The sequence below is a fragment of the Bradyrhizobium betae genome, assembly GCF_004123905.1.
Taxonomy (GTDB): Bacteria; Pseudomonadota; Alphaproteobacteria; order Rhizobiales; family Xanthobacteraceae; genus Bradyrhizobium; species Bradyrhizobium betae_A.
On sequence record NZ_MZXW01000016.1, the window covers coordinates 869,092 to 891,641 of the forward strand.

Consider the following 22,550-nt stretch of genomic DNA (forward strand, 5'->3'; position numbering starts at 1 on the left):
AGCGGGGAGAGGTAAGAAACTCACTTGTCGAGCCATGCGTCCTTGAAGCCGTCATTGACCCCGATCCCCGTGGTGATCAGGTTCTTGACCTTGCAGCGCATGATGGTCGGGAATTGCAGCTCGAGCATCCAGGCCACCGGCACGTCCTCGACCAGGATTTTTTGCGCCTTCTCGTAGATTTCCTTGCGCTTCGAATCCGGCGTGGCGACCGCGCCGTCGGCAAAGAGCTTGTCGATCTCCGGGTTCGAGTAGCCCTCGACGTTGTTGAACACCTGACCCTTGGCGATCGCGCTGGAGACGTAGTTGCGCCCCACACCCAGGGCCGGGTCGCCGTACTGATAGAGATAGGTGAAGGCGATGTCGTAGTCCCAGTCGCCGATCTTCTGGTTGCCGCCGGCAACGTCGGTGGCGATGGTCTCGATGTTCATGCCGACGTCCTGGAGGTTCTGCTTCACGGCCTCACCCCAGCGCTGCCAGGTCTCGCCATAGGCTAGAGGCAGCAGGCGGATCTTCTCGCCCTTGTAGCCGGCTTCCTTCAGCAGCGCCTTGGCCTTGGCCGGATCGTACGGATATTTCGGCACGTCTGACGTGTAGTACTTGATGGTCGAGGCGGACGGGCCGGTCGCGACCTTGCCGAGCCCGTTCCAGATCACGTCCTTGGCGAAGTCGCGGTCGATCGCATACATGATGGCCTGCCGAACCCGCTTGTCGGCGAGCGGGCCCTGGCGGTTGTTCAGCCACAGCCAGGCCAGCGGCGAGAAGAACTCCCAGCCGGCGCCGGTGACACAGGTGTCCTTCAGCTTGGACAGGCGCGGCACGTCAAAATTCTCGACCGAGCCGCCGGGCAGCACGTCGACCTTGCCGGTCTCATACGCCACCGAGCGGGCGGCGGCGTCGGGGATGATCTGCCAGTAGATCTCGTCGATATAGGGCTTGCCCTTCTCGTAGTAGTTCGGGTTCTTGACCAGCCGGATGAATGAGCCCTTCTGCCACTCCTTGAACATGAAGGGGCCGGTGCCGATAGGCGCGTTGTTGTAAGCGTTGGTCTTCCAGTCGGTGCCTTCATAGAGATGCTTCGGCACCATCGGCATCGAGCCGACCTCGAAGATGCCGAGGAACGGACCGAACGGCTGCTTCAGCGTGAACACCACGGTGTAGTCGTCGGGCGCCTCGACCTTGTCGACCTGCGCGAGGTTGTTACGTGCACGCGCGTGGGTCTGCTTCAGCATCTCGATCGAGAACAGCACGTCCGCGGAGGTGAAGGGCTTGCCGTCATGCCAGGTGACGCCCTTCCGGAGCTTGAAAGTGTAGGTCTTGGCGTCCTCGCTGGCGCTCCAGCTCTCGGCGAGCTCCGGAAGCGGCTCGAGCTTGGGGCTGTAGCGCAGCAGGCCCTCGAAGATGTTGCCCGACACCATCTGGGTCGGACCATTCTGGATCTGCGCGAGCATCAGGCCGGGCGGCTCGGGCTGGATCACGGCGTTGATCACGCCCCCCATTTTCGGCTCTTGCGCCAGTGCCGAGGCCGTGAGGCCGCAAGCCAGGAGGAGACCAAGCAACACTCGTTTTGGCATGTCGTATCTTTCTCAAGCGAGACCAGCCGAAAACGCTTCGCACGTCATGGCGCGCAAAGCTACGGCCGGCCCATCCCAGTCCCCATCCGATATCGAGGCTCACACAGTCCCATTCGGCGCCGCAAGATGAAAGTCTCGACAGTGTTCGCACAAAAAATGTACAGCGCGTCCTGTTTTCACTTGATTCATTGACCTGTCACGGAGACAAGTCCGCCATGGACAATGCCAGCCGCTCCGAACGGTCCCGCAACGCTGCGCTGGAAGCAGCCATTGCGATCATCGCGCGCGACGGGCCCGGCCGTCTGACACTCGATGCGATCGCGCGCGAGAGCGGGCTGAGCAAGGGTGGCGTGATGCACCAGTTCCGCACCAAAGAAGCGGTGCTGAAGGCGCTGCTGGAGCGGCAGATGGATCATTTCGAGGAATTCTCGACCCGCTATATGGCGAAGGTCAGTGAGACCTCGGCCCATCCCAACCTGGCGACGCAGCTTGCCACCGTCCAGGAAGCGGCGACGTCGCCGAATTCCGCCGCGCTGGCGCTTGTTGCGGCCATGGTCGAGAATCCCGGCCTGATGGTGCTGCCGCGCGAGCGCGAGATGAAGCGGGTGGAGGCGATCAAGGCGGAAGCCGACGATCCCGAACTCGCGCTATTGCGCTGGGCAGCGGCGCGGGGACTGTTGTTGAGCTCGCTGTTCGGCATGTCGCCGCTGAGCAAGGACGAGCACCAGCGGCTGTTCGCGCGCCTGCTCGATGACGATCAGTGGCGGCCGCTCGAAAAGCCGGCCAAGTCACTCACGACCAAGGCCCGCACCGCCAAATCCGGCGCCGCACCGGCGGCAAAGGCCGCCACCCCGCGCAAGCGCGCCTGATTCATCGTTAACGAATTCCTGCCTGTCACTGCCCAAAGCCGCGCCTGCGGCCAAATGTGTCAGGGCCTCAATCTGGCTATTTACAAACCAACTAGTCGGTTTTATAAATGGAGGCACTGAGACGGCCCGAGGCTTCTGATATGGCCCCGGACGACGCCCCGGGCCGGCGATGGTGCGCGCCGCAGCCGCGTCTGGTCCCTGCACGCGGCTGCGGTCCCACCGCATCTTTAAAGGCTGGCCTCTCCCGAAAGCCACAAGAGGAGTCTGGAATGGATCGCTCGATCGCGCTGCGCGGTCTGGGAACGCTGGTGCTATGTGCGGCCATCGCCGGCTGTGCCTCGGTCGCGCCCGTGCTCTATTCGGAGATGGCCTCCTCGGCCTACATGGCCCCGGACAAGTCGGACGCCTCCGGCCGCGTGCCCTACCGTTACTCCACGCAAGTCGACTGGCGCGCGTATAACAAAGTGATCCTCGATCCCGTCGTGGTCTATCGCGGGAGGGATCACCAGTTCGCCGACTTGTCCGACAAGGACAAGGCGACGCTCGCCGCCTACATGCAGAACTGCTTCGCCGACCGGCTGCGTGGCCGCTTCGCGCTGGTGCGCGAGCGCGGGCCGAACACGCTGCGGATCCGACTGACGCTCACCGGCGCCGTCACCAATACGCCGGTGCTCGGTACGCTCTCGCGCTTCGACATGGCCGGCGCGGTTTACAACGGCGTGCAGGCCGCGCGCGACGGCGAGGGGACGTTGACCGGCTCGGTCGTCTACGGCGTCGAGATCTTCGACGCCACGACTGCACGCCTCCTCGCGGCCTACGTCACCAAGCAATACCCTGGCGCCTACGACATCAAGGCGACCGCCGGCGCGCTCGCGGCCTCCACGGCCGGCCTCGACAAGGGCGCCGACGCGCTGATGGCGCAATTGAACTGACGCCGCAACCCATCCAACCAAAGGTGCCGCTGATGAACACTCTGCTTCGCTTCGTGCTGCGCGTCGCGATCACCGTCGTGATGATGGTTTTGGGCGGCCGCGCCGGTGCTATCGCGCCGACCGATCCGAGCGGCACATGGCTGGTCGAGGACGGCCGCGCGCGCATCCGGCTCGAGCGTTGCGGTCCGTCGCGCGGCCGCATCTGCGGTTTCATCGTCTGGATGAAGGAGCCGACCGACAAGCGCGGCCAGCCCTATCGCGACAAGGAAAACCCTGACGCCGACAAGCGTGCTCGCACGTTGCTCGGCCACCAGCTGATCATGGGCTTGCAGGCAACGCCCGAGGGACGGTTTGCCGGCGACATCTACAATGCCGAGGATGGCAAGTTCTACTCGGTCTCGATCTGGCGCGACTCCGCCGACCGCCTCAAGCTCAAGGGCTGCCTGATCAAATTCCTGTGCCAGACCCAGACCTGGCAGCAGACCCTTGACGTGCAGCCCGGCCAGCTCGTCGGCCTCACCGGCGATCTCAACGGCCCCCGCGCCGACAAGGAATGGGCGGCCGTGCCGGCGCCGAAGCCGATCCAGGCCAAAGCGAAGTAGCGGGTATTCTCACGACGTGGAAGCCGTTGCGCGCTGGTGGCAGAAGGAACGCCTCACTCCAACCCGGCCCGGCGGAATCCCTCCAGATAGTGCTCGCGATCGGCGTCACTGGCCCATGGCAGTTGCGTCGCGATCCAATGCAGCGAGATGTTGGGCTGGGTGCGGCGGAGCTCGCCCAGCGCCATCTCGGAAAGCGGGCCGTCGCCGGTCATGCCGGCGGACACCGCGAGCACGCGATAGGCGCCGGTGAGGTCGCCGCGGTGGCGGATCGCCTCGCGCGCCAGCGTGATCGCCTCGTCATAGTGCCGCTCGGTGAAGCGCGCATAGCCGGCGATGCCATAATAGATCGCCAGCGACGGATCGCGCGGCGAGAGCCGGATCGCCCTCTGTGCCGCATCGAACGATTCCCGTGAGCGTCCGGCGTAGGACAGCGCGAGCGCGTAATAGCCCTGCGCCAGCGAGAAGTTCGGATTGAGCGCGAGCGCCTGCTCGAACTCGGACAGCGCGTCGGACAGCCTGCGCGTCGAGAAGAAGACGCTGCCGAGGGCTGCGTGCGCCCAGGCATCCTCGTGGTCGTGGCGCACCGCGGCGAGCGCTGCGGCCTCCGCGATCGGCGCCGTCGTGGCAAGCTCCGCCCAGCCGAGATGCACGCCGAACATGTGGCTCGCCGCGAGCACCGACAGTGCCTGGCCGTAATTCGAATCGATGGCGATGGCGCGTTCGAGCAAGGCCTGCGCGGCCTCGTGATCCTGCCGCGTCACCCGCCAGTAATGCGACAGCGCGCGCATCAAGAGGTCCCAGGCATCCAGGCTCGCCGGCGGCTTGCGGTCGGCGCGAAAATTCTCCGCGGCATGGATCTGCGGCTCGATCGCAGCGACGATCGCGTTGGTGATGTCGTCCTGCACGGCGAAGACGTCGATCAGTTCGCGGTCGTAGCGCTCGGCCCAGAGATGGCTGCCGGTGGTCGCGTCGTTGAGCTGCGCGGTGATGCGCACGCGATTGTCCGCCTTGCGCACGCTGCCTTCGACGATGTAGCGGACGCCGAGTTCCTCGGCGATCTGCCTGATGTGGACCGCGCGTCCCTTGTAGGTGAAGGACGAGTTGCGGGCGATCACCATGAACCAGCGCTGCTTCGACAGCGCTGTGAGGATGTCCTCGCTGATCCCGTCGCCGAAATATTCCTGCGCAGGATCGCCGCTCATGTTCTCGAAGGCGAGCACGGCGATCGCCGGGCGGTCCGTCACCGCGCGCGCCAAGGCAGGGCCGGGTTCCGCCGGCGGAAGTGGCGTTGCCACATCTTCCCGGACGTCGCCGACGAAACGAAAGCCCTTGCGCGGGATGGTCTTGATCAGCCGCTGCGTCGCGCCGTCATCGCCGAGTGCTTTTCGTGCGGCGTTGATCCGGCTGTTCAGCGCGGAATCCGAGACGATGCGGTCGCTCCAGATCTGGCTGATCAGGTCATCCTTGCTGACCACACGGGCGCGCTGCGCGACGAGGTAGATCAACAGGTCGAACACCTGCGGCTGGAGCGGCACGGCTGCGCCGCCGCAGGTCAGCTCCCGCAGGTCGCCGTCGAGCACGTTGTTTTCAAAGAGAAATCGCACGTTTCTGTCGTCTCAAGCAAAAATCAAAGTCGTCTCAGGCGAAAATCAACCGTCCGCGAAAGTCAGGGGACGTCCGATGCGGCATGGTGCAGCGACGAATGAAGTGCCGGCGTTTTGGCACAACGGAGCTGTTTATGACCCAAATTGATCATCAGGTTGATTCCATGGGCCCCGACGTTTCGGGCTCCAAGGTTTTCAAGTTCATCGCCTTTCTGTACGGAATTGCGGCATATCTCGTGTTTTTCGTCACCATTCTCTACGCCATCGGCTTCGTCATGGGGCTGGTGGTGCCGAAGACCATCGACACTGGAACCGACACGCCGACGGCCGAAGCCGTCATCATCAATCTGCTCCTGATGGCGCTGTTCGCCGTCCAGCACAGCGTGATGGCGCGGCAGCGCTTCAAGGCGTGGTGGACGCAATTCGTCCCCAAGCCGGTCGAGCGTTCGACCTACGTGTTGTTCGCGAGTCTGTCATTGTTGCTCCTGTTCTGGCAGTGGCGTCCGCTGCCGTCAGTCGTATGGGATGTCGGAAATCCGGATCTCGCCGTGACACTGGTCACGCTGTCGCTCGCAGGCTGGGTGCTGGTGTTCACCTCGACCTACATGATCAATCACTTCGAATTGTTCGGCCTGCATCAGGTGACCAACAATCTGGTCGGCAAGGAAGCTGCGCCGGTGCGCTTCAAGACGCCGCTGCTTTACAAGTTCGTTCGTCATCCCATCTATCTCGGCTTCATCATCGCGTTCTGGGCGGCGCCGGTCATGACGGCAGGACATCTGTTGTTCGCGGCCGTAACCACGCTCTACATCTTCGTCGGCATCGCGCTGGAGGAGCGCGACCTCGTCGATCTCTTCGGCGACGAATACCGGCAGTACAAACAACGGGTTTCGATGCTTATTCCCTGGCGCCGGTCAGTTTAGTTCGTGCGTCTAGCCGCCGCGTCCGCCGAAAGGAGGACGCGCGGCGGAACCGGGACGCGTAGTTGATCTTGCCGGACTCCAGCCATCGACGCTATCGGCGCGAGCGAAGCTCGTCGCGACCCCGCATCCGCGTTTGCCGAGTTATCGGCGAACACAGGAGCGGGGAGAGCAATTTAACCTTCATCAACGGAGACGACTAAATGAAACACGTCGGAAATTGCTTCTGTGGCGCGGTCACGATCGAGGTCACCGGCGAGCCGGCGGCGATGGGCTATTGCCACTGCCGCTCGTGCCGCTCGTGGTCTGGCGGACCGGTGAACGCCTTCAGCTTATGGAAGCCCGAAGCGGTGCGCATCATCGAAGGCGCCCAGAACGTCGAGACTTTTGTGAAGACGCCGCTCAGCCAGCGCAAATATTGCAAGAAGTGCGGCGGCCATCTCATGACCAGCCACCCGCCGCTCGATCTGATCGACGTCTTCACTGCCACGATTCCCACGCTCGCCTTCACGCCCGGCGTCCACGTCAACTATTCCGAGACGGTGCTGCCGATGCGCGACGGCCTTCCCAAGCTGAAGGACTTTCCCGCCGAGTTCGGCGGCAGCGGCGAGATGATGCAGGAGTGATTCTTCTTCGCCTCTCCCCGCTTGCGGGGAGAGGCCGGATTGCATCGAAGATGCAATCCGGGTGAGGGGGACTCACCACGAGTCTCACTGTCGCCGTCCTCGCGGAGACTCCCCCTCACCCCGACCCTCTCCCCGCAAGCGGGGCGAGGGAGAAGTCCCTACCTCATCCCCGCGCGCCGAAATCCCTCCAGATAATGCTCGCGATCCTCGGCCCGCAGCATCGGCAGCTCGCGCGTGAGCCAGGCGAGCGAGAGGCCGGGCTGGGTGCGGTGCAGGCCATGCAGGGCGGATGCCGCGAGCTGAGCATCTCCCGACATGCCGGCGGCAGCGGTCAGCACGCGGTGGGCGCCGACGAAATCGGCGCGTTGCCGCATCGATTCCCGCGCCAGCTGGATCGAGGCCTCGTAATTGCGGCCGATGAATTGCGCGTACGCCGCCACCCCGCAATAGATCGCCGCGAGCGGATCGCGCGGGCTCAGCCGCAACGCATGGCGGGCGGCGGCATCGCCGTCCTGCCATCTGCCTGCGTAGCACAGCGTCACGCCGTGGAAGGCGTGCGCCATCGCAAAATTCGGATTGAGCCTCAAGGTCAGCTCGAACTCCGCCAGCGAATCGTCGAAGCGGCGGCGGAATAAATAAGTATAGGCGAGGCCGTGATGGGCCCAGGCGTCCTCGCGATCAGCCTCCACCGCCGCAAGTGCCGCGCGTTCGGCGACCGGCACGGTCGCAGCCATGTCGGCCCAGCCCATATGGGCGCCGAAAATATGGCTGGTCGCGAGCAGGCCGAGCGCCTTGCCATAGGCGGGGTCGATCGTCGTCGCCTGTTCCAATAGCCTTTGAGCGGCTGCATTGTCCTCACGCGTGATGCGCCAGTAATGCGACAGCGCGCGCATCACGAGGTCCCAGGCGTCAAGGCTGCCGGGCGGCTTCTGCTGGGCGCGAAAGCTCTCGGCGGCGTAGAGCTGCGGCTCGATCGCGGCGACGATCGCCTCGGTGATCTCGTCCTGCACGGCAAAGATGTCGGCCAGCTCGCGGTCGTACCGCTCGGCCCAGAGATGGCTGCCGGTCGAGACGTCGTTGAGCTGGGCCGAAATGCGCACGCGGTCGCCGCTGCGCCGCACGCTGCCTTCGAGGACATAGCGCACGCCGAGCTCGCGCGCGACCTCGTGGATGTGCACCGCGCGGCCCTTGTAGATGAAGGAGGAGTTGCGGGCGACGACGAAGAACCAGCGCAGCTTCGACAGCGCGGTGATGATGTCCTCGCTGATGCCGTCGGAGAAATAATCCTGCTCGCGGTCGCCGCTCATATTGGTGAAGGGCAGCACGGCGATCGCGGGCCTGTCGGGCAGCGCGAGCATCGTCTGCGTCCCGCGGTTCGGCTCCGGCGCGATCGCGGCGAGCTTGGTCTCGACATCGCCGACGAAGCGAAAGCCTTTTCGCGCGATGGTGCGGATCAAGGCCTGGTTCGCGCCGTTGTCGCCGATCGCCTTGCGCGCCGCGTTGATCCGGCTGGTCAGGGTGGATTCGGAGACGCTGCGACCGTGCCAGATCTTGTCGATCAGCTCGTCCTTGCTGACCACCCGGTCGCGGTTTTCCATGAGATGGACGACCAGATCGAACACCTGCGGCTCCACGGCCACGGGAACCTGCTCGCGGCTCAGCTCGCGCCGGTCGGTATCGAGAAGGTGGTCCCGGAACATGAACTGCACGTCGAAAACTCAGACCTCACGGAGACATCAGGCAATCAAGAAATCAAAATGGATTTCGACTCGAAGTCTGTGTGTCCGTCGAGCGGCCAGCCCGGTTCACCACGATCGCGTGATGGCAGCCATGCTGTTTGCGAGGGGAGATACAACCTGAATTAGAATGTGGCGCGTCTGGTCAGATTGCCGCAGGGCTCTTCCGAGCCTGATGTCGCAAATCGCGTCATCCATGACCGTCACCCTGAGGTGCCGGAGCGCAGCGGAGGCCTCGAAGGGCGACGGCCCGGCTGCATCCCGGCCGTTCATCCTTCGAGGCTCCGCGTGCGCTGCTTCGCATCGCGCGCTTCGCACCTCAGGATGACGGAGTTGGCAGTCTGACCCGCGGCGGCGCGATCATGTACGGCTTTTCAACATGCGACGAACCGTGAATGTCCATTGCCGAACACTCGCACCTGCGTAAGCTGCCCTCCACACAAAACACAAACCACGAAGAAACGCCCATGCCCGCTTTCCACGCCTCGACCACCGTGCTCGATTCCATGCTGTTCCGCGACGCCTTCGGCACACCCGGGATGCGCGAGGTGTTTTCCGACGTCGCGCTGGTCGGCCGCTATGCCGAGGTCGAGGTGGCACTGGCGAAGGCGGAGGCGAGATGCGGCGTGATCCCCAAGGAGGCCGCCGACCAGATCGCGGCGCGGACCGACGTCGCCGCGCTCGATTTCGATCTGCTGCGGCAGGAGACCGACATCGTCGGCTATCCGATCCTCCCTTTGGTGCATCAGATGGTGAAGCAGTGCGGCGAGGCCGGCCGCTACGTGCATTGGGGTGCGACCACGCAGGATATCATGGACACTGCCGTGGTGCTGCAATTGCGCGCTGCGCTCGGGATCGTCGAGCGCGACATCGCCGACTTACGAAAAATCCTCGCAGACCTTTCCAAACGCCATCGCGACACGCCGATGGCGGGGCGCACCCATCTCCAGCAGGCGCTGCCGGTGACCTTCGGCTACAAGACCGCGATCTGGCTCGCGATGTTCGACCGCCACGCGGAGCGCCTCGCGCAATTGAAGCCGCGCGTGCTGGTCGGGCAGTTCGCGGGTGCGGCGGGCACGCTGGCCTCGCTCGGCGACAAGGGTTTTGAGGTGCAGGAGGCGCTTTGTGCCGAGCTGAAGCTCGGCGTTCCCGCCTCGACCTGGCATGTCGCGCGCGACGGCTTCGCCGAAGCGGTCAACTTCCTCGCACTCGTCACCGGCTCGCTCGGCAAGATCGCGCTCGACATCATGATCATGGCCTCGACCGAGTTCGCTGAGGTCTACGAGCCCTTCGTCAAGGGCCGCGGCGCCTCCTCGACCATGCCGCAGAAGCGCAACCCGATCTCCTCGGAACTGATGCTCGCGGCGTCCAAGGCGGTGCGTCAGCACGCCGGGCTGATGCTGGATGCCATGGTGCAGGATTTCGAGCGCGCCACCGGGCCCTGGCACGCCGAATGGATGGCGATCCCGGAAAGCTTCGTGCTGGCTGCCGGCGCGCTGCACCAGGCCAAGTTCGCGCTTGCCGGGCTCATCGTGGACGAGGCGAAGATGAACGACAATCTCGCCCTCAGCCGCGGCCTGATCGTGGCCGAAGCGGTCATGATGGGGCTGGCGCCGCAAATCGGGCGGCAGGAGGCACATGACGTGGTCTATGACGCCTGCCGCCAGGCCAACGACAAGGGAATCAGCCTTGCCGATGCGCTGTCCGCCGATCCCAGGATATCCAGCCGCATTGACCGCGCCACAATCGAGGCGCTGACCTCACCGAAAAATTACCTCGGCCTTGCTCCCGCCATGGTCGACCGGGTGCTGAAATCGGCAACGCGTTGAAAACCAAGCTGCGTGAAACCGCGTATCTTTCGCAAGCTCCAGTCTTTCGTAGGGGCCAAGACGCTCGCATACTTGTGTCTTGCGATGCTAGACTTAGATTGAACGAGAGACTTTCGGCAGAGGACCCGGCATGACCGATCAACGCATCACCGCCACTCCCATCGATCCCACCAAACTCGACCGGTTGGCCGAGGTGGCGGTGAAGGTGGGACTGGGCTTGCGGCCGGGACAGGACCTTCTTCTGACGGCGCCCGCGATCGCACTGCCGCTGGTGCGGCGAATCGCAGCGCATGCCTACAAGGCCGGCGCCGGCATCGTGACGCCGATCCTCTCCGACGAAGAGATGACGCTGGCGCGCTACCGCCACGGCCACGACAGCAGTTTCGATCGCGCCGCCAACTGGCTCTACGAGGGCATGGCGAAGGCGTTCTCGGACAACACCGCGCGGCTTGCCATCGTCGGTGACAATCCCATGCTGCTGTCGGGCGAAGATCCGTCCAAGGTGGCGCGCGCCAGCAAGGCCAATTCCATGGCCTATCAGCCGGCGCTGGAAAAGATCGTCAATTTCGACATCAACTGGAACATCATCGCGTATCCCAGCCCGTCCTGGGCGAAGCAGGTCTTCCCGAACGATCCGGAAGACGTTGCCATCGGCAAGCTCGCGGACGCGATCTTCGCGGCGTCCCGCGTCGACCGCGACGACGCGATGGCCAATTGGGCGAGCCACAATGCCGTGCTGCGCGAGCGCACCAACTGGCTCAACGGCCAGCAATTCCGCGCGCTCCAGTACTCGGGACCGGGCACCGACCTCACCATCGGGCTTGCTGACGGCCACGAATGGGAAGGCGGCGCCTCGGTCTCCAAGAATGGCATCAGCTGCAACGCCAACATCCCGACCGAAGAAGTCTTCACCACGCCGCATTGCCGGCGGGTCTACGGCCATGTCGTGAGCTCGAAGCCGCTGTCCTACCAGGGCACGCTGATCGACAACATCGCGGTGCGCTTCGAGGACGGCAAGATCGTCGACGCAAAAGCCTCGCGCGGTGCGGAGGTGCTGAACAAGGTACTCGACACCGACGAGGGCGCGCGGCGTCTCGGCGAAGTGGCGCTGGTGCCGCATTCCTCGCCGATCTCGCAGAGCGGGCTGCTGTTCTACAACACGCTGTTCGACGAGAATGCGGCCTCGCACATTGCGCTCGGCCAGTGCTACTCGAAATGCTTCGTCAACGGCGCGCAACTCACCCCGCAGCAGATCGCGGCACAAGGCGGCAACCAGAGCCTGATCCATATCGACTGGATGATCGGCTCGGCCGAGACCGACATCGATGGCATCATGGCCGACGGCAGCAAGGTGCCGGTGTTCCGCAAGGGCGAGTGGGCGAAGTAGCGCCCATGATCCCGAAAAGTGGGAACCGGTTTTCGGGTTAGATCATGCGCAAACTTGAACCTGCTTCCCGCGCCGCCGCGTTGCGCAGCACCGGGTTGTTGTCGATGCTGAAGCGGTTGAACAACGTCGTGAACGGGCTGCCGTCGGTAGCCCGGACGATAGCGTCGGAAGCAGCCACAGCGTCGTAGAGCGCACCGACCGGGTCGTCTGGCTCGGGAAGGTCGAGTCTGCCACGGATTTCCTCGCGAGCCTCGTTGATGTCGTCCTCGTCGTCGAGTGTCGACTCCAGCGCATCCGCCGCGCGCCGCATCTCCTGGAGATCGCCGCCGGCGGAGAATTTGAGGATGTCGAGCCAGTAGGGGTGGGCGACGACGAGCTGGACGAACGCCTCGAAACTCTCCGCGATAATCCCGGCGCGTCCCTCCGATGAGGCGTAGAGCACATTCCGCGACGGCAGCAGCACGAAGGCGCCGCCGGAGCCGTCACTGCCGATCTGCCGGGGGCTGTCGACGCCATCGATGGTGAACCAGGGCTCCTCGTCCGGCGCGAAGGTGACATCGAGGCTGCCGAGCCAGGCGACGACCTCGCCTTGGGCTGTCAGAACCTCTGGGGTGAGGGGCATCGGTCGGGCTCCTTCGACGGTCACTTTCGCGCACTTTGTCGCACCCCGGAAAAAACAGGTTCACGTGCACGAATTTGCAGGGAAATCTCGGCGTTAACCGCTTCGCATCTGCAACTTGCGGCTGATTTTCGGGGTCTGCGTAAGAAAGAATTAAAAACCGGCTACTAGCGTTCCAACATGTTTCGAGACAATCCGGGCCGAGACCCGGCCAATCATATTATATCCCCTGGGGAAGCAGATGTCGCGCGCATTAATTGAAATCGGTAGTTGCAACGTGGACCTCGAGCTGCGGCCGATCGAGCCGTCCTGGATCATCGAGGGCAACCCGGTGTCGCGTTCGCACATCCTGTCCACCAGCTCCGACGGCACCGCGTCGACCATCATCTGGCAGTGCACCGAAGGCCGCTTCAACTGGTACTACGACATCGACGAGACGATCATGATCATGGAAGGATCGATCGTGCTCGAAAGCGACGGCATGCCGCCGAAGCGCTACGGCCCCGGCGACGTCATCTTCTTCCGCGACGGCGCGCATGCCAAATGGCATGTCGAGGGCCACGTCAAGAAGATCGCCTTCTGCCGCAAGACCAATCCCGTGATGATCGGTTTCCTGATCCGCGTCGTCAACAAGCTCAAGAAGATGTTCGTCCCCGCCGGCGAGCGCCGTCCGGCTTCGCTGTTGGGCACCGGCTAGTCATTTCCAGGTTTCAAGGACGCTTCCCAGCGGCCACGACGAAGAGGGGTCGGGATCAACATCCCGGCCCCTCTTCTTGTCAGGACGGCAGATCGAGCCGGTAGAATTCGGTCGCGGTCTGCGAGAACAGCGCCGTCTTCTCGGTCTCGCTCAGGGGCGCCGCAATGCGCTTGAAGGCGTTGAAGATCACCTGGTAGCTGCACTGGCCCTTGTCCGGTGGGAAATTGCTCTCGAACATCGCGCGCTCCGGGCCGAACGCCTCGATGCAGGTCTCGACATAGGGCCGCCACGCCGCGGCAAGCTCCGCGGAAGACGGAGGCCTCTCGCGCAGGTGGAAGTCATAGCCGAGCAGGCACATCGCGAGCCCGCCGAGCTTCACCACCACGTTCTCGCACGTCGCGATCTCCTGGATCGAGGCGCGCCATTGTGGAAACACCTCTTCGCGTCGTCCGGCAAAGCGTCCAACGCCGGCTGGGCCGCCGCAATGGTCGAGCACGATTTTGGTGTCGGGGAAGGTGCGCGCGAGCTCGGTCAGCTCGCCGATCTGCGGATGGAAAAGCCAGGCATCGAAGCTGAGGTTCAGCGGTGCGAGGCAGGCAAAGCCCTTGCGGAAGGTCGAGTCTTGCAACAATCCCTTCGGCCGGTTCGCATACATGCCGGCGACGGCGGGGTCCTGGTCCCAGGCCGAGGAATGCCGGATGCCGCGGAAGCGGCCGTTGCCAGCCACGATCTCGGCTTCAAGCACTGGCTTCGCCGCATCGCCCAGCAGCAGATTGGCGTGGCTGACGATGCCGGCGCAGATCGCGGCCTTGCCGTAACCGCCGCTCGCGCTCATCGCCGCGACGCCGTTGGCGAACTCGACCTCGCCGACCGGCCGGAATGCCTCAGGCCCATGCGCGCGATACATCGAGCGGCAGTCGACATAGACGGTGGCGATGATGTTGTGGCCGGAGCCGATATCCGCCGCCATCTCCTCGATCAGGTAGCGGTGCCCGCGATTCCAGAGATGGTGATGGGGATCGACGATCGGTCGCAAGGGATCGATGATCTCCTCCTGATGCAGCGCGAGCCAGTCCTCGCGCGGCTCGACGAATAGCCCGCTCGTGTTCGCAGGCAGACCGCTTGCAGCCATCGGCGTTCGCTCCCCTTTGTATTTTTATGGAGGGAGCCTAGCACCTCATTCTCGCACGCAGCAGCGCGCGTTGCGCAACCGCACCCGGCGCCGTCGTTAGCCCTTCCGCTGCTTTGCCCTCACATCGACCATAAGCCGCCAATCGGCTGCGGTGGCAGGCTTGACCTCGCCGAGCCAGTGGAAGGAATCCGCTGTCATTTCCGTAAAACTCCAGCGCGTCAGGTCGCCCGCCTCGGTCGTGCCCTCCTGCACGATGTCTTCGCCGCGCGGGCGGCCGATCTGTTGGCGGAACACGCTGCGACCGGGATCGAACCAGGAAATCCGCCACGCGGATATGGAGGGGTCGTAGACCCGCAGCGTCGTGCCGTACCAATTGCCGGCGATCGGAAAGGCTGGGCCACCTGCGGGGCGGGGGATGATCCAGACGTCCTGAACGGCGCGGCCCTCCAGCACCCAGTCGAAATGGATCTCGCCGGGTGCGGTGTGTTTTGCTCCATCGGGGCCGTGGGCGGTGATCTCGGCATCCCAATCACCAACGAAACGGCCGTAGAGCTGAAGCGCCGCGGCGTGCTCGGGGTTCGGTCCATCGGCATGCAACAATCTCGCAAAGTCGGTCATGGCGGTCTCCTGTTGCGAGGAGATCAGCACGGCCGAGCGATGGCCGACTTGGAGAAAATTGCGCGTCAGACGCCGTCGAGGATGATCACCGTCGGTTTCGTCGGCAACGCGTCCCGCGACATCCGGAACGAGCGCTCGCCGCGCCGGTCGATCTCGAACTGCTGGCCAATGAGCCGCATGAACTCGTCGAGCGGAGTGGCGAAGCGATGCATCGGCAGCACCACCGAAGCGCGCAGCCGCTTGGTGATCTCGGAGACGCCGTCGAGCGACATGGTGTAGGTGCCGTCGATCGGCACCATGACGATGTCGAGCCGCCCGATCTGGGCGAAATGGCTGTCGTCGAGCTTGTGGTGGAGGTGGCCGAGATGGCCGATGCAGAGGCCCGCGACCTCGAAGATGAAGATCGAATTGCCGTCGCGGATCATGTCGGTGCCGGAATCGTCGCCGAAATAGCGGCGGATGTCGGTCGTGACGTTGCGGATGAAGGTATCGCCGATGCGCTCCGACACGATGGCCGGCTTGCCGTCCTCGCCCCAGCCATGCAGCACGTGGGGAATGCGCTTGTCGGGAAACAAGGAGTAGTGCGTGCCGTGGGCCCGGTTCATGGTGACGACGTCTGGCAGCCGGCCCACCTGGTAGGCGCCGCTATAGTCGGTCGCGATGCGCAGGCCCCCGGGGGTGTCGATGAAATAGGTGGAATGGCCGGCATAGGTGATCTCGACCTCGGCGGCCGCCGCGGCCTGCCGGAAGGCGACCGGCATGGCGCGCGGCGCGGCATTGGCCATCGCCAGGCATTCGCTGCGCTGGGGCTGCTGCGCGAGGGCGGGCGAGAGGAATGCGCCGAGCAGCGCCATAGCCGCCGAAACCAGTCGTTGCATGGATTCGCCCCCGATGACTTCAGAGGGAAGTCTAGCGTGCAACGTGCCGCGTGGCCAACCGCCAGCGATCAACAGCGCGTCAGTGTCGCACCTTCATTCCCGCCGCGGGGCCAACGTCCAGTGCCGGAAATCCCGCGCGAGAGGCCAGCTCAAACGAGTTGGGCGGTGATGTAGTGGATCGCGGCGCTGGTGTTCTGGATGCTCAACGCATAGGTCGAGACATCGGAAGCGATGCTGGTCCAGCCGAGCTGCAGCGTACCGGAGCCGAAGCCGATGTAGCCGCTGGTGCCAATGATCCCAAACGCCGCTGATGGCGTGATGGTTGGAGCGCCTCCTTCCCGCTGGATCAAGTAGTTGAATTCCGCCGAATACATTGCCCCCGTGCTCTGATTTCGCGCAGTCACACGCAACTTATGCGACGTCCCGCTAAAGGCCGGCACCGCGTCGTGCACGAACTGGATGTTCCCGGTCGTGCTTGCGGCCAGGTTGATGCTCTGCAGGTCCTGATATGGAAAGCCGCTCTGAACCACCGGGCGCCCGATCGACCGCTCGTCCATCAGCAGGCCGGCATTGTTCGAAAACGCGTAACTTGTCGGAAGATTACCGGACCACGTGTTGGCAAGCATCATCGGCATGGGAGCGGTCGTGCCGGAGAGGTCGTTGCCAACGAAGCTGATGCTGCCGCTGGTGCCGCTTTCGCGCGCCCACACAGCCGGCGAGTCGTTGCCGGTATTGTCGTCGTCCTTGCCGTGGCGCGAGATGCATCCCGCGATGGTGATGGAGCCGGCCGAGTTGAAGCGGATATGACACGAATTGCTGTCGAGGTTCCTGCCGTTGCGCTTGAAATGGCATCCGGCGATGGACGCCATGTAGGTGCCATTCAGATACAGTCCCGAAACATAGTTGCGATCGAACGTTGTGCTGGACAGGACGATATCGGAAGCATTGCCGATCTCGATGCCGTTGGTGGTGTTCCATTCGACGCGGCAGCCGACCATGGTGATTGAGCCGGACAGCCCTGTGAAGACGGCGCCCTTGGTGCAGTAGCTCATGTAGCAGTTCGTCAGCCACGAATCGACGAGATCGCCGATGCCGGTGACGCAGCCGAAGAACTCGCAGTTGTTCAGGTAGCACGCGCCTCCAATGGCCCTGTTCGTGCCCGTCGCCACCGCGCCGCCCAGTCCGTACCGCCCCATTCGCACGGTGACGTCACGCATGTTCAACACATTGGAGCCGGCCGAGACGCCGTCGCAACTCGTGTTCTGCACGTTGTTCAGGGCGTAGTCGCAGTCAATTTGAAAGCCCGCGAGCATGACGTTCGAGGCGCCGTCGACGTTCAACACTCGGACGGTCGAACTGTTCAATGCGACGAGGATCGTCTTGGTGCTGACGCCGTAAGAGTTGCCATAGCCAAAGGCGGAATAGCCGATCATACAGGCGCCGCTCGGAACGACCAGATTGTTGATCTTGTAGGTGCCGGGCGGAATGACCGCCACGGCGGGACCGGCGAGGGCGGCGGCAAAGGCCGCGGTGCTGTCGGCTGTGTTGGTGGGATCGGCTCCGAACTCGGGATCGGTGACCAGGTTGATCTTCAGATTTCCTGTTCTGGCCTGCAGGGTGGCGATCAAATTCGCCATATAGGTTTGGAGGGTCGCGATCGTCTGTGGGGAACCTGTCAAGTTCGAGTCCTGATGCTGGGGGAGGGATGTCTGAAAAAGGGACGATAATGTCCGAAACCCGTTGGCTGTGTCCGCGTATGGACTTCAACCTTAGATTTTCAAGTCCTCGTTGGTCAATCATGTGGAGGAGCACGGGCGTGGTGCCGCGAACGCCTGCCACACACCGCATGCGACATTAAGCATAGATTCAACCGATGCTTGTGACAGCGGTGCTTTCTGCCTACGCGTTTTCGATGGACTCGGCTGAAAAAATCACCCGATATCATGCGCTCGACAGTTGGCGCGGCATCTGCGCCTGCATGGTTGCGCTGTTTCACTTCGACGTGATCAGCCATCTGTCCTTCCTGCCGCTCACCAGAAATGCCTATTTGTTCGTCGATTTCTTCTTCGTGTTGAGCGGCTTTGTCATCGCGTCGAATTATCGTTCGCGTCTCGCTGAGGGCTTCGGCTCGGGCCGCTTCCTCCTCCTGCGGCTTGGGCGGATCTATCCGCTGCATCTTGTGACGTTGCTGCTGTTCATTCCTATCGACGCAGCGAAGGACGGCGTCGGCCCGAACCTCCTGCAGGCCATCGTCACCAACGTTCTTCTCCTCCAGGGACTCGGCGTTAACCCGCAGAACTGGCTGAATTTCGCGAGTTGGAGCATCAGCGCCGAATTCGCCGCCTATGTGATCTTCGCCTCGGTCGCCAGCAGGATCGGGCCGGCGGTCTGGCCGTGGCTGATCCCGATCATCGCCGGGCCTGTCGTGCTCGCCACCGTCAGCCCGGACGGGATGAACGCGACTTACGACTATGGCCTCGTCCGCTGCCTTTATGGTTTCGCGCTCGGCATCGTCTGCTTCGATTTGCGGGAGCGCTTCCCGGTGCTGCGCGCACCGCTGGTGCCGTCCGTCGAGACATGGCTCGAGGCCGCGAGCTTCATGTTCGTCGTGGGTTATGTTTCGGTCGCCGGAAACAGCGTTACTCTGCAAGTGGCCTCGCCACTGGTGTTCACGCTTGTGGTTTTGGTGTTCGCGCGTGAGGCTGGCGCGGTCAGCCGTCGGCTGACGATGCCATTCATGCTCGCCATCGGAACGCTGACCTATTCGATCTACATGCTGCATCCGCTCGTCAGGGCCGTGGTGCGGGCGATCCTGATGGTCGTCGAGCGCCTCTGGCACACGGAGTTGTTTGTTTCCTACGCGCTGAGCTCCGGCCATGAACCGACGAAAGTGATCTCCGTGAATGGATCGCTCTGGCTTGGTGATCTCCTGCAAATTGCGATGCTGCTGCTGACCCTCCTGCTGTCGGTCGCCACCTATCGTTTGGTCGAAGAGCCCGGCCGCAACTGGGTCAGGCGCCTGATGGATCGGCGGAAGGTCGGCACGGTGCGCAGCGTGCAACCGGCTTTCGACGCCTGACCTCCAAGGCTCCAGAGCACGAGCCTCTCACGCCCGCCTTCATTATTCGTGCCTTGGGCTGAACTTCCAGGTGATGGCAACGAGGCTCGCGGTGATCAGGCCGCTGATGAGACCGGCGATGGGCAGGGCGAGCAGCAGCGCGGCACTGGCTGCCCAGCCGATCGAAGAGAAAGCTTCGGCGAAGGTCGCAAGCCGCGACGAGGTCTGGCGGCGGCGAAATTGGCTGCGCCGGGCCTGGACCCGGAACCAGAGCTGGATCGCGGTCGCGGAGGCCGCGCTGATGACAACGGCACCGGCGCTCACCGCGGCTTGATACGGCGAGGCGAAAGCGAGCGCCGCGATCAGCGGGCAGAAGATGGCGGCGATCGCGATCAGCACCACTTCGATCTTGGCGCGGATGACCCCGGAGGGCGTCAGCGGCGCGGTCGCGACCAGATCTGGCGCGTCCTCGCCCGAGATCGTCAGCCAGGCGAGCCCGCCCGCGAGCTGTCCCGCGGCCATCACGATGACGGGCGTGATCAGCGTCAGCGCCGCCGAACTGTCGGCAAAGCTGCGCCAGAGCAGCAGCGCCGGTGGCACCAGATAGAGCAGCTGCATCAGGGTCTGCGAGATCAGCCATGGATCGCGCCACAGCAACATGAATTCTTTGCGCCGCAGCGCCTGCTGGCGCGATCCGCCGCGGAACGGGCGCTCCTTCGCCCGCTTGCTGCCGGACTTGCCGTAGGCGGCGGCATCGATCGCGGTGTCGGCAAAGCGGCCGGAGAAGATCGCCATGACGCTGCCGAGCAGCACCAGCCCCAGCGCCAGAAGCAGCAGCAACGCCTCGCTGTCGCCCATCGTCGCCCGCGCCGGCCACCACCAGATGCTGTCGATGTCGGGGGCATACTCGGCAAAGACGCCCGAGGTCAGGATGGTGAAGCGCGACAGCGTCCCGTAGGACATGATCGCAGCGACCTGGAGCGCGATCACGAAGCCGGCGCCGATGATCGCGGCGAGGATCTGGGCGACGAAGCGCGTCCGCGCCGGGCCAATCAGGCGGAACAGCAGGATGGTGACTGCGATCGCGATCGCTGCGGCCGAGAGCCCCATGGCGACGACGACGCCGAACGCGGCGAGCCAGCGCGGCCCGCCGCCAAGCACCAGCACGTCGATGAAGGGCGTCGAGAACAGCAGCGCCATCACCGTGACGGTGAGCGCGATCGCAGCGATGCGGACCGAGAACAGATTGGCCAGCGTCGCGGGCGAGGACATGATGAGGTCGAGATCGGCGCGGGCGTAAAATACCCGCGTCACCGATTCGATCGCCTGCGACAGCATCAGCGTCCAGGCGAGAAAGATCGTCGCCGAGATCACGATCAGCGAGGATTTGTCGAGCGGCAGTTGCAGATCGGCGAAGCGGCCGATCACCGCCCAGGCGGGAACATGCAACAGCGCTGCGAAGAACAGCAGGCCGATCATGGCGGCACGTGCCCGCTTGCGCCGCTCGCCGGTCATCATGGCGAACCATTCGCGCCAGGCGAGTCGAAGCTCGTGGCGCGCAAACCATGAGAGCGCGGTCGCCGAGCTCATGCGGCTTCCTGGAGCGTCACCAGCGCGATGAAGAGATCCTCGAGACTGGTGTCGGCATGGCCATTCTGCTGGCGCAGCTCGGTGAGCGTGCCTTCGGCCACGAGGCGGCCCGAGGCGATCACGCCGATGCGGTCGGCCATGCGTTCGGCGACCTCGAGAATATGCGTGGTCATGATGATGGTGCAGCCGGCCTGAACGCGTTCGCTCAGCAGCCCCTTCACATGGCGGGCGGAAACGGCGTCGAGCCCGGTCAGCGGTTCGTCGAGGATGATGAGGCGAGGATCGTGCACCAGTGCGCCGGCCAGCGCGACCTTCTGGCGCATGCCCTTGGAAAATCCCTCGCAGCGTTCGTGCCGGTGCGGCTCGAGCCCGAGCGAGCTCAACAATTCCTGTGCGACCGGCTCCGAGACCGACGGCGCGATGCCCCAGAGCCCGGCGACGAATTCGAGGTACTCAAGCGGTGTCAGCTTGTCATAGATCATGGGCTCGTCGGAGACCCACGCCATCACCTGCTTGGCGGCAACGGGATTCTGTAGTGCATCGATACCGAAGATCGAGACCGCGCCGGCATCGGGGCGGAGCAGCCCTGCAACCATGCGCAAAGTGGTGGTCTTGCCGGCACCGTTGGGGCCGACCAGCGCATAGAATTCGCCGGCGTGAATGGTGAGATCGAGGCTATCGACCGCCAGCCGGTCAAAACGCTTCGTTAACCCCAGGACTTCCAGCGCCGAGTTGTTCGGCTTCATGACGGCCACACCATCCGGTTTTGCATCGCTCGCGACCATGACCCTAAGATGTTTCGGCACCGTGAATCTACGGCCTACAAATTCGCCATCCGGTTTCGACTAAAGGCAAGTCACCGTTTGTTGACAGCGCTTGGCGGTTCAGGCTGAATTGGCGCCGGGACGAATGGCGCTAACGCAGCGGAATGACTGCGTAGCGGCTGGACACAAGATGCGACATTGCGGGCGAAGAACCGCTGATTGCATCGGGAGGAAGCGCGGCGATGCTGGATTTCGTTCAGCAGCTGGTCAGCGGTGTTGCGCTCGGCTGCGTCTACGGCCTGATCGCGCTCGGCTTCGTGCTCGTCTACAAGGCCACCGAGGTCGTCAATTTCGCCCAGGGCGATCTGATGATGCTGGGCGGCTTCTTCGCCTTCACCTTCATCGGCATGATGGGCCTGAACTACTGGATCGGCTTTGCCGGTGCGGTAGCCGCGATGGCGCTGTTCGGCATGCTGGCGGAGCGCGTGGTGGTACGGCCGATCCTCGGCTATCCCCAATTCTCCATCATCATGGCGACGATCGGCCTCGGCTATTTCCTGCGCTCGGTCGCCGGCATGGTCTGGGGCACCGACGATTTCAAGATCGACACGCCGTTCAGCCAAGGCGTGCTGCGGATCGGGTCGCTGGTGCTCGCCCATGACAAGCTCTCGGTGATCGCGGCGACGGTCATCCTTTGCGCGCTGCTCTGGCTGTTCTTCAACAAGACCACGCTCGGCACCGCAATGCGCGCCAGTTCCGAGAACATGCTGGCGGCCTATTACATGGGCATCCCGGTCAAGCGCGTGGTGTCGATCGTCTGGGCGATCAGCGCGGCGGTCGCGACCTGCGCCGGCGTGCTGCTGGCACCGATCACCTTCATCCACTCCAATGTCGGCCTCGTGCTCGGCCTCAAGGCGTTTCCTGCTGCCGTGCTCGGCGGCTTCGGCTCGATCCCCGGCGCGGTGGTCGGCGGCGTCCTGATCGGAGTCATCGAGAGCATGGCCGGATTCTATCTTGCCGAGGGCTGGAAGGACGTCGCGCCCTACATCGTGCTGCTCGCCGTGCTCTTGCTCAAGCCCGAAGGCCTGTTCGGCCTTCACGTCCGCAAGAAGGTCTGA

At 63.9% G+C, this 22,550-nt stretch carries 20 protein-coding genes; 10 read left to right on the forward strand and 10 right to left on the reverse strand.

Annotated features, from left to right (window positions below; all coding sequences use genetic code 11):
* Positions 1-20 precede the first annotated feature (20 nt).
* Complete coding sequence (locus B5V03_RS14370) at positions 21-1,571, reverse strand: ABC transporter substrate-binding protein (RefSeq protein WP_129270936.1); 1,551 nt, start codon at positions 1,569-1,571, stop codon at positions 21-23.
* A 215-nt stretch (positions 1,572-1,786) separates the two neighbouring features.
* Between B5V03_RS14370 and B5V03_RS14375 the strand changes: the two genes are divergently transcribed.
* The 3 genes from B5V03_RS14375 (at position 1,787) to B5V03_RS14385 (ending at position 3,974) form a co-directional block, all read left to right on the forward strand.
* The gene (locus tag B5V03_RS14375; protein WP_129270937.1) at positions 1,787-2,440 is read left to right on the forward strand and encodes a TetR/AcrR family transcriptional regulator; all 654 of its coding nucleotides are present in this window, start codon (positions 1,787-1,789) and stop codon (positions 2,438-2,440) included.
* Between the two features lie 269 nt (positions 2,441-2,709).
* Entirely contained in the window at positions 2,710-3,372 is a 663-nt protein-coding gene (locus B5V03_RS14380; RefSeq protein ID WP_129270938.1) for a DUF3313 domain-containing protein, read from the forward strand.
* A gap of 32 nt (positions 3,373-3,404) precedes the next feature.
* Entirely contained in the window at positions 3,405-3,974 is a 570-nt protein-coding gene (locus tag B5V03_RS14385; RefSeq protein WP_129270939.1) for a DUF2147 domain-containing protein, read from the forward strand.
* 53 nt (positions 3,975-4,027) lie between these two features.
* On the opposite strand, the gene B5V03_RS14390 is transcribed toward B5V03_RS14385, so the two are convergent.
* On the reverse strand, positions 4,028-5,578 hold the full coding sequence (locus B5V03_RS14390) for a winged helix-turn-helix domain-containing tetratricopeptide repeat protein (protein ID WP_129270940.1): 1,551 nt from the start codon (positions 5,576-5,578) through the stop codon (positions 4,028-4,030).
* A 134-nt stretch (positions 5,579-5,712) separates the two neighbouring features.
* Between B5V03_RS14390 and mddA the strand changes: the two genes are divergently transcribed.
* Complete coding sequence (gene mddA, locus B5V03_RS14395; RefSeq protein ID WP_129270941.1) at positions 5,713-6,501, forward strand: methanethiol S-methyltransferase; 789 nt, start codon at positions 5,713-5,715, stop codon at positions 6,499-6,501.
* Between the two features lie 200 nt (positions 6,502-6,701).
* Positions 6,702-7,124, forward strand: a complete 423-nt coding sequence (locus B5V03_RS14400; RefSeq protein WP_129270942.1) for a GFA family protein — start codon at positions 6,702-6,704, stop codon at positions 7,122-7,124.
* A 158-nt stretch (positions 7,125-7,282) separates the two neighbouring features.
* Here B5V03_RS14400 and B5V03_RS14405 read toward each other — a convergent pair whose 3' ends face one another.
* Complete coding sequence (locus B5V03_RS14405) at positions 7,283-8,833, reverse strand: winged helix-turn-helix domain-containing protein (RefSeq protein WP_129270943.1); 1,551 nt, start codon at positions 8,831-8,833, stop codon at positions 7,283-7,285.
* Between the two features lie 494 nt (positions 8,834-9,327).
* On the opposite strand from B5V03_RS14405, the gene pcaB reads away from it, so the two are divergent.
* Positions 9,328-10,689: a 3-carboxy-cis,cis-muconate cycloisomerase gene (gene pcaB, locus B5V03_RS14410; protein ID WP_129270944.1), complete on the forward strand. Its 1,362-nt coding sequence runs from the start codon at positions 9,328-9,330 to the stop codon at positions 10,687-10,689.
* A 130-nt stretch (positions 10,690-10,819) separates the two neighbouring features.
* Positions 10,820-12,076 carry an aminopeptidase gene (locus tag B5V03_RS14415; RefSeq protein ID WP_129270945.1) on the forward strand — a complete coding sequence of 419 codons (1,257 nt, stop codon included), beginning with the start codon at positions 10,820-10,822 and terminating at the stop codon, positions 12,074-12,076.
* A gap of 37 nt (positions 12,077-12,113) precedes the next feature.
* Here the strand turns inward: B5V03_RS14415 and B5V03_RS14420 are convergent, their stop codons facing one another.
* Entirely contained in the window at positions 12,114-12,698 is a 585-nt protein-coding gene (locus tag B5V03_RS14420) for a hypothetical protein (protein ID WP_129270946.1), read from the reverse strand.
* A 238-nt stretch (positions 12,699-12,936) separates the two neighbouring features.
* On the opposite strand from B5V03_RS14420, the gene B5V03_RS14425 reads away from it, so the two are divergent.
* Positions 12,937-13,392 carry a cupin domain-containing protein gene (locus B5V03_RS14425; protein ID WP_129270947.1) on the forward strand — a complete coding sequence of 152 codons (456 nt, stop codon included), beginning with the start codon at positions 12,937-12,939 and terminating at the stop codon, positions 13,390-13,392.
* 79 nt (positions 13,393-13,471) lie between these two features.
* Here B5V03_RS14425 and B5V03_RS14430 read toward each other — a convergent pair whose 3' ends face one another.
* The 4 genes from B5V03_RS14430 to B5V03_RS14445 form a co-directional block, all read right to left on the reverse strand.
* Complete coding sequence (locus tag B5V03_RS14430) at positions 13,472-14,524, reverse strand: amidohydrolase family protein (RefSeq protein ID WP_129270948.1); 1,053 nt, start codon at positions 14,522-14,524, stop codon at positions 13,472-13,474.
* A gap of 96 nt (positions 14,525-14,620) precedes the next feature.
* Entirely contained in the window at positions 14,621-15,142 is a 522-nt protein-coding gene (locus B5V03_RS14435; protein WP_164987996.1) for a hypothetical protein, read from the reverse strand.
* Between the two features lie 65 nt (positions 15,143-15,207).
* The gene (locus B5V03_RS14440; protein ID WP_129270950.1) at positions 15,208-16,020 is read right to left on the reverse strand and encodes an MBL fold metallo-hydrolase; all 813 of its coding nucleotides are present in this window, start codon (positions 16,018-16,020) and stop codon (positions 15,208-15,210) included.
* A 149-nt stretch (positions 16,021-16,169) separates the two neighbouring features.
* Positions 16,170-17,657 carry a right-handed parallel beta-helix repeat-containing protein gene (locus B5V03_RS14445; RefSeq protein ID WP_129270951.1) on the reverse strand — a complete coding sequence of 496 codons (1,488 nt, stop codon included), beginning with the start codon at positions 17,655-17,657 and terminating at the stop codon, positions 16,170-16,172.
* Positions 17,658-17,932: 275 nt separating this feature from the next.
* On the opposite strand from B5V03_RS14445, the gene B5V03_RS14450 reads away from it, so the two are divergent.
* Positions 17,933-19,099: an acyltransferase family protein gene (locus tag B5V03_RS14450; RefSeq protein ID WP_164987997.1), complete on the forward strand. Its 1,167-nt coding sequence runs from the start codon at positions 17,933-17,935 to the stop codon at positions 19,097-19,099.
* 42 nt (positions 19,100-19,141) lie between these two features.
* Here B5V03_RS14450 and B5V03_RS14455 read toward each other — a convergent pair whose 3' ends face one another.
* On the reverse strand, positions 19,142-20,668 hold the full coding sequence (locus tag B5V03_RS14455; protein WP_129270953.1) for a permease: 1,527 nt from the start codon (positions 20,666-20,668) through the stop codon (positions 19,142-19,144).
* Complete coding sequence (locus B5V03_RS14460) at positions 20,665-21,414, reverse strand: ABC transporter ATP-binding protein (protein ID WP_164988036.1); 750 nt, start codon at positions 21,412-21,414, stop codon at positions 20,665-20,667. The genes B5V03_RS14455 and B5V03_RS14460 overlap by 4 nt, the downstream gene beginning before the upstream one ends.
* Before the next feature lie 260 nt (positions 21,415-21,674).
* On the opposite strand from B5V03_RS14460, the gene B5V03_RS14465 reads away from it, so the two are divergent.
* On the forward strand, positions 21,675-22,550 hold the full coding sequence (locus B5V03_RS14465; protein WP_129270954.1) for a branched-chain amino acid ABC transporter permease: 876 nt from the start codon (positions 21,675-21,677) through the stop codon (positions 22,548-22,550).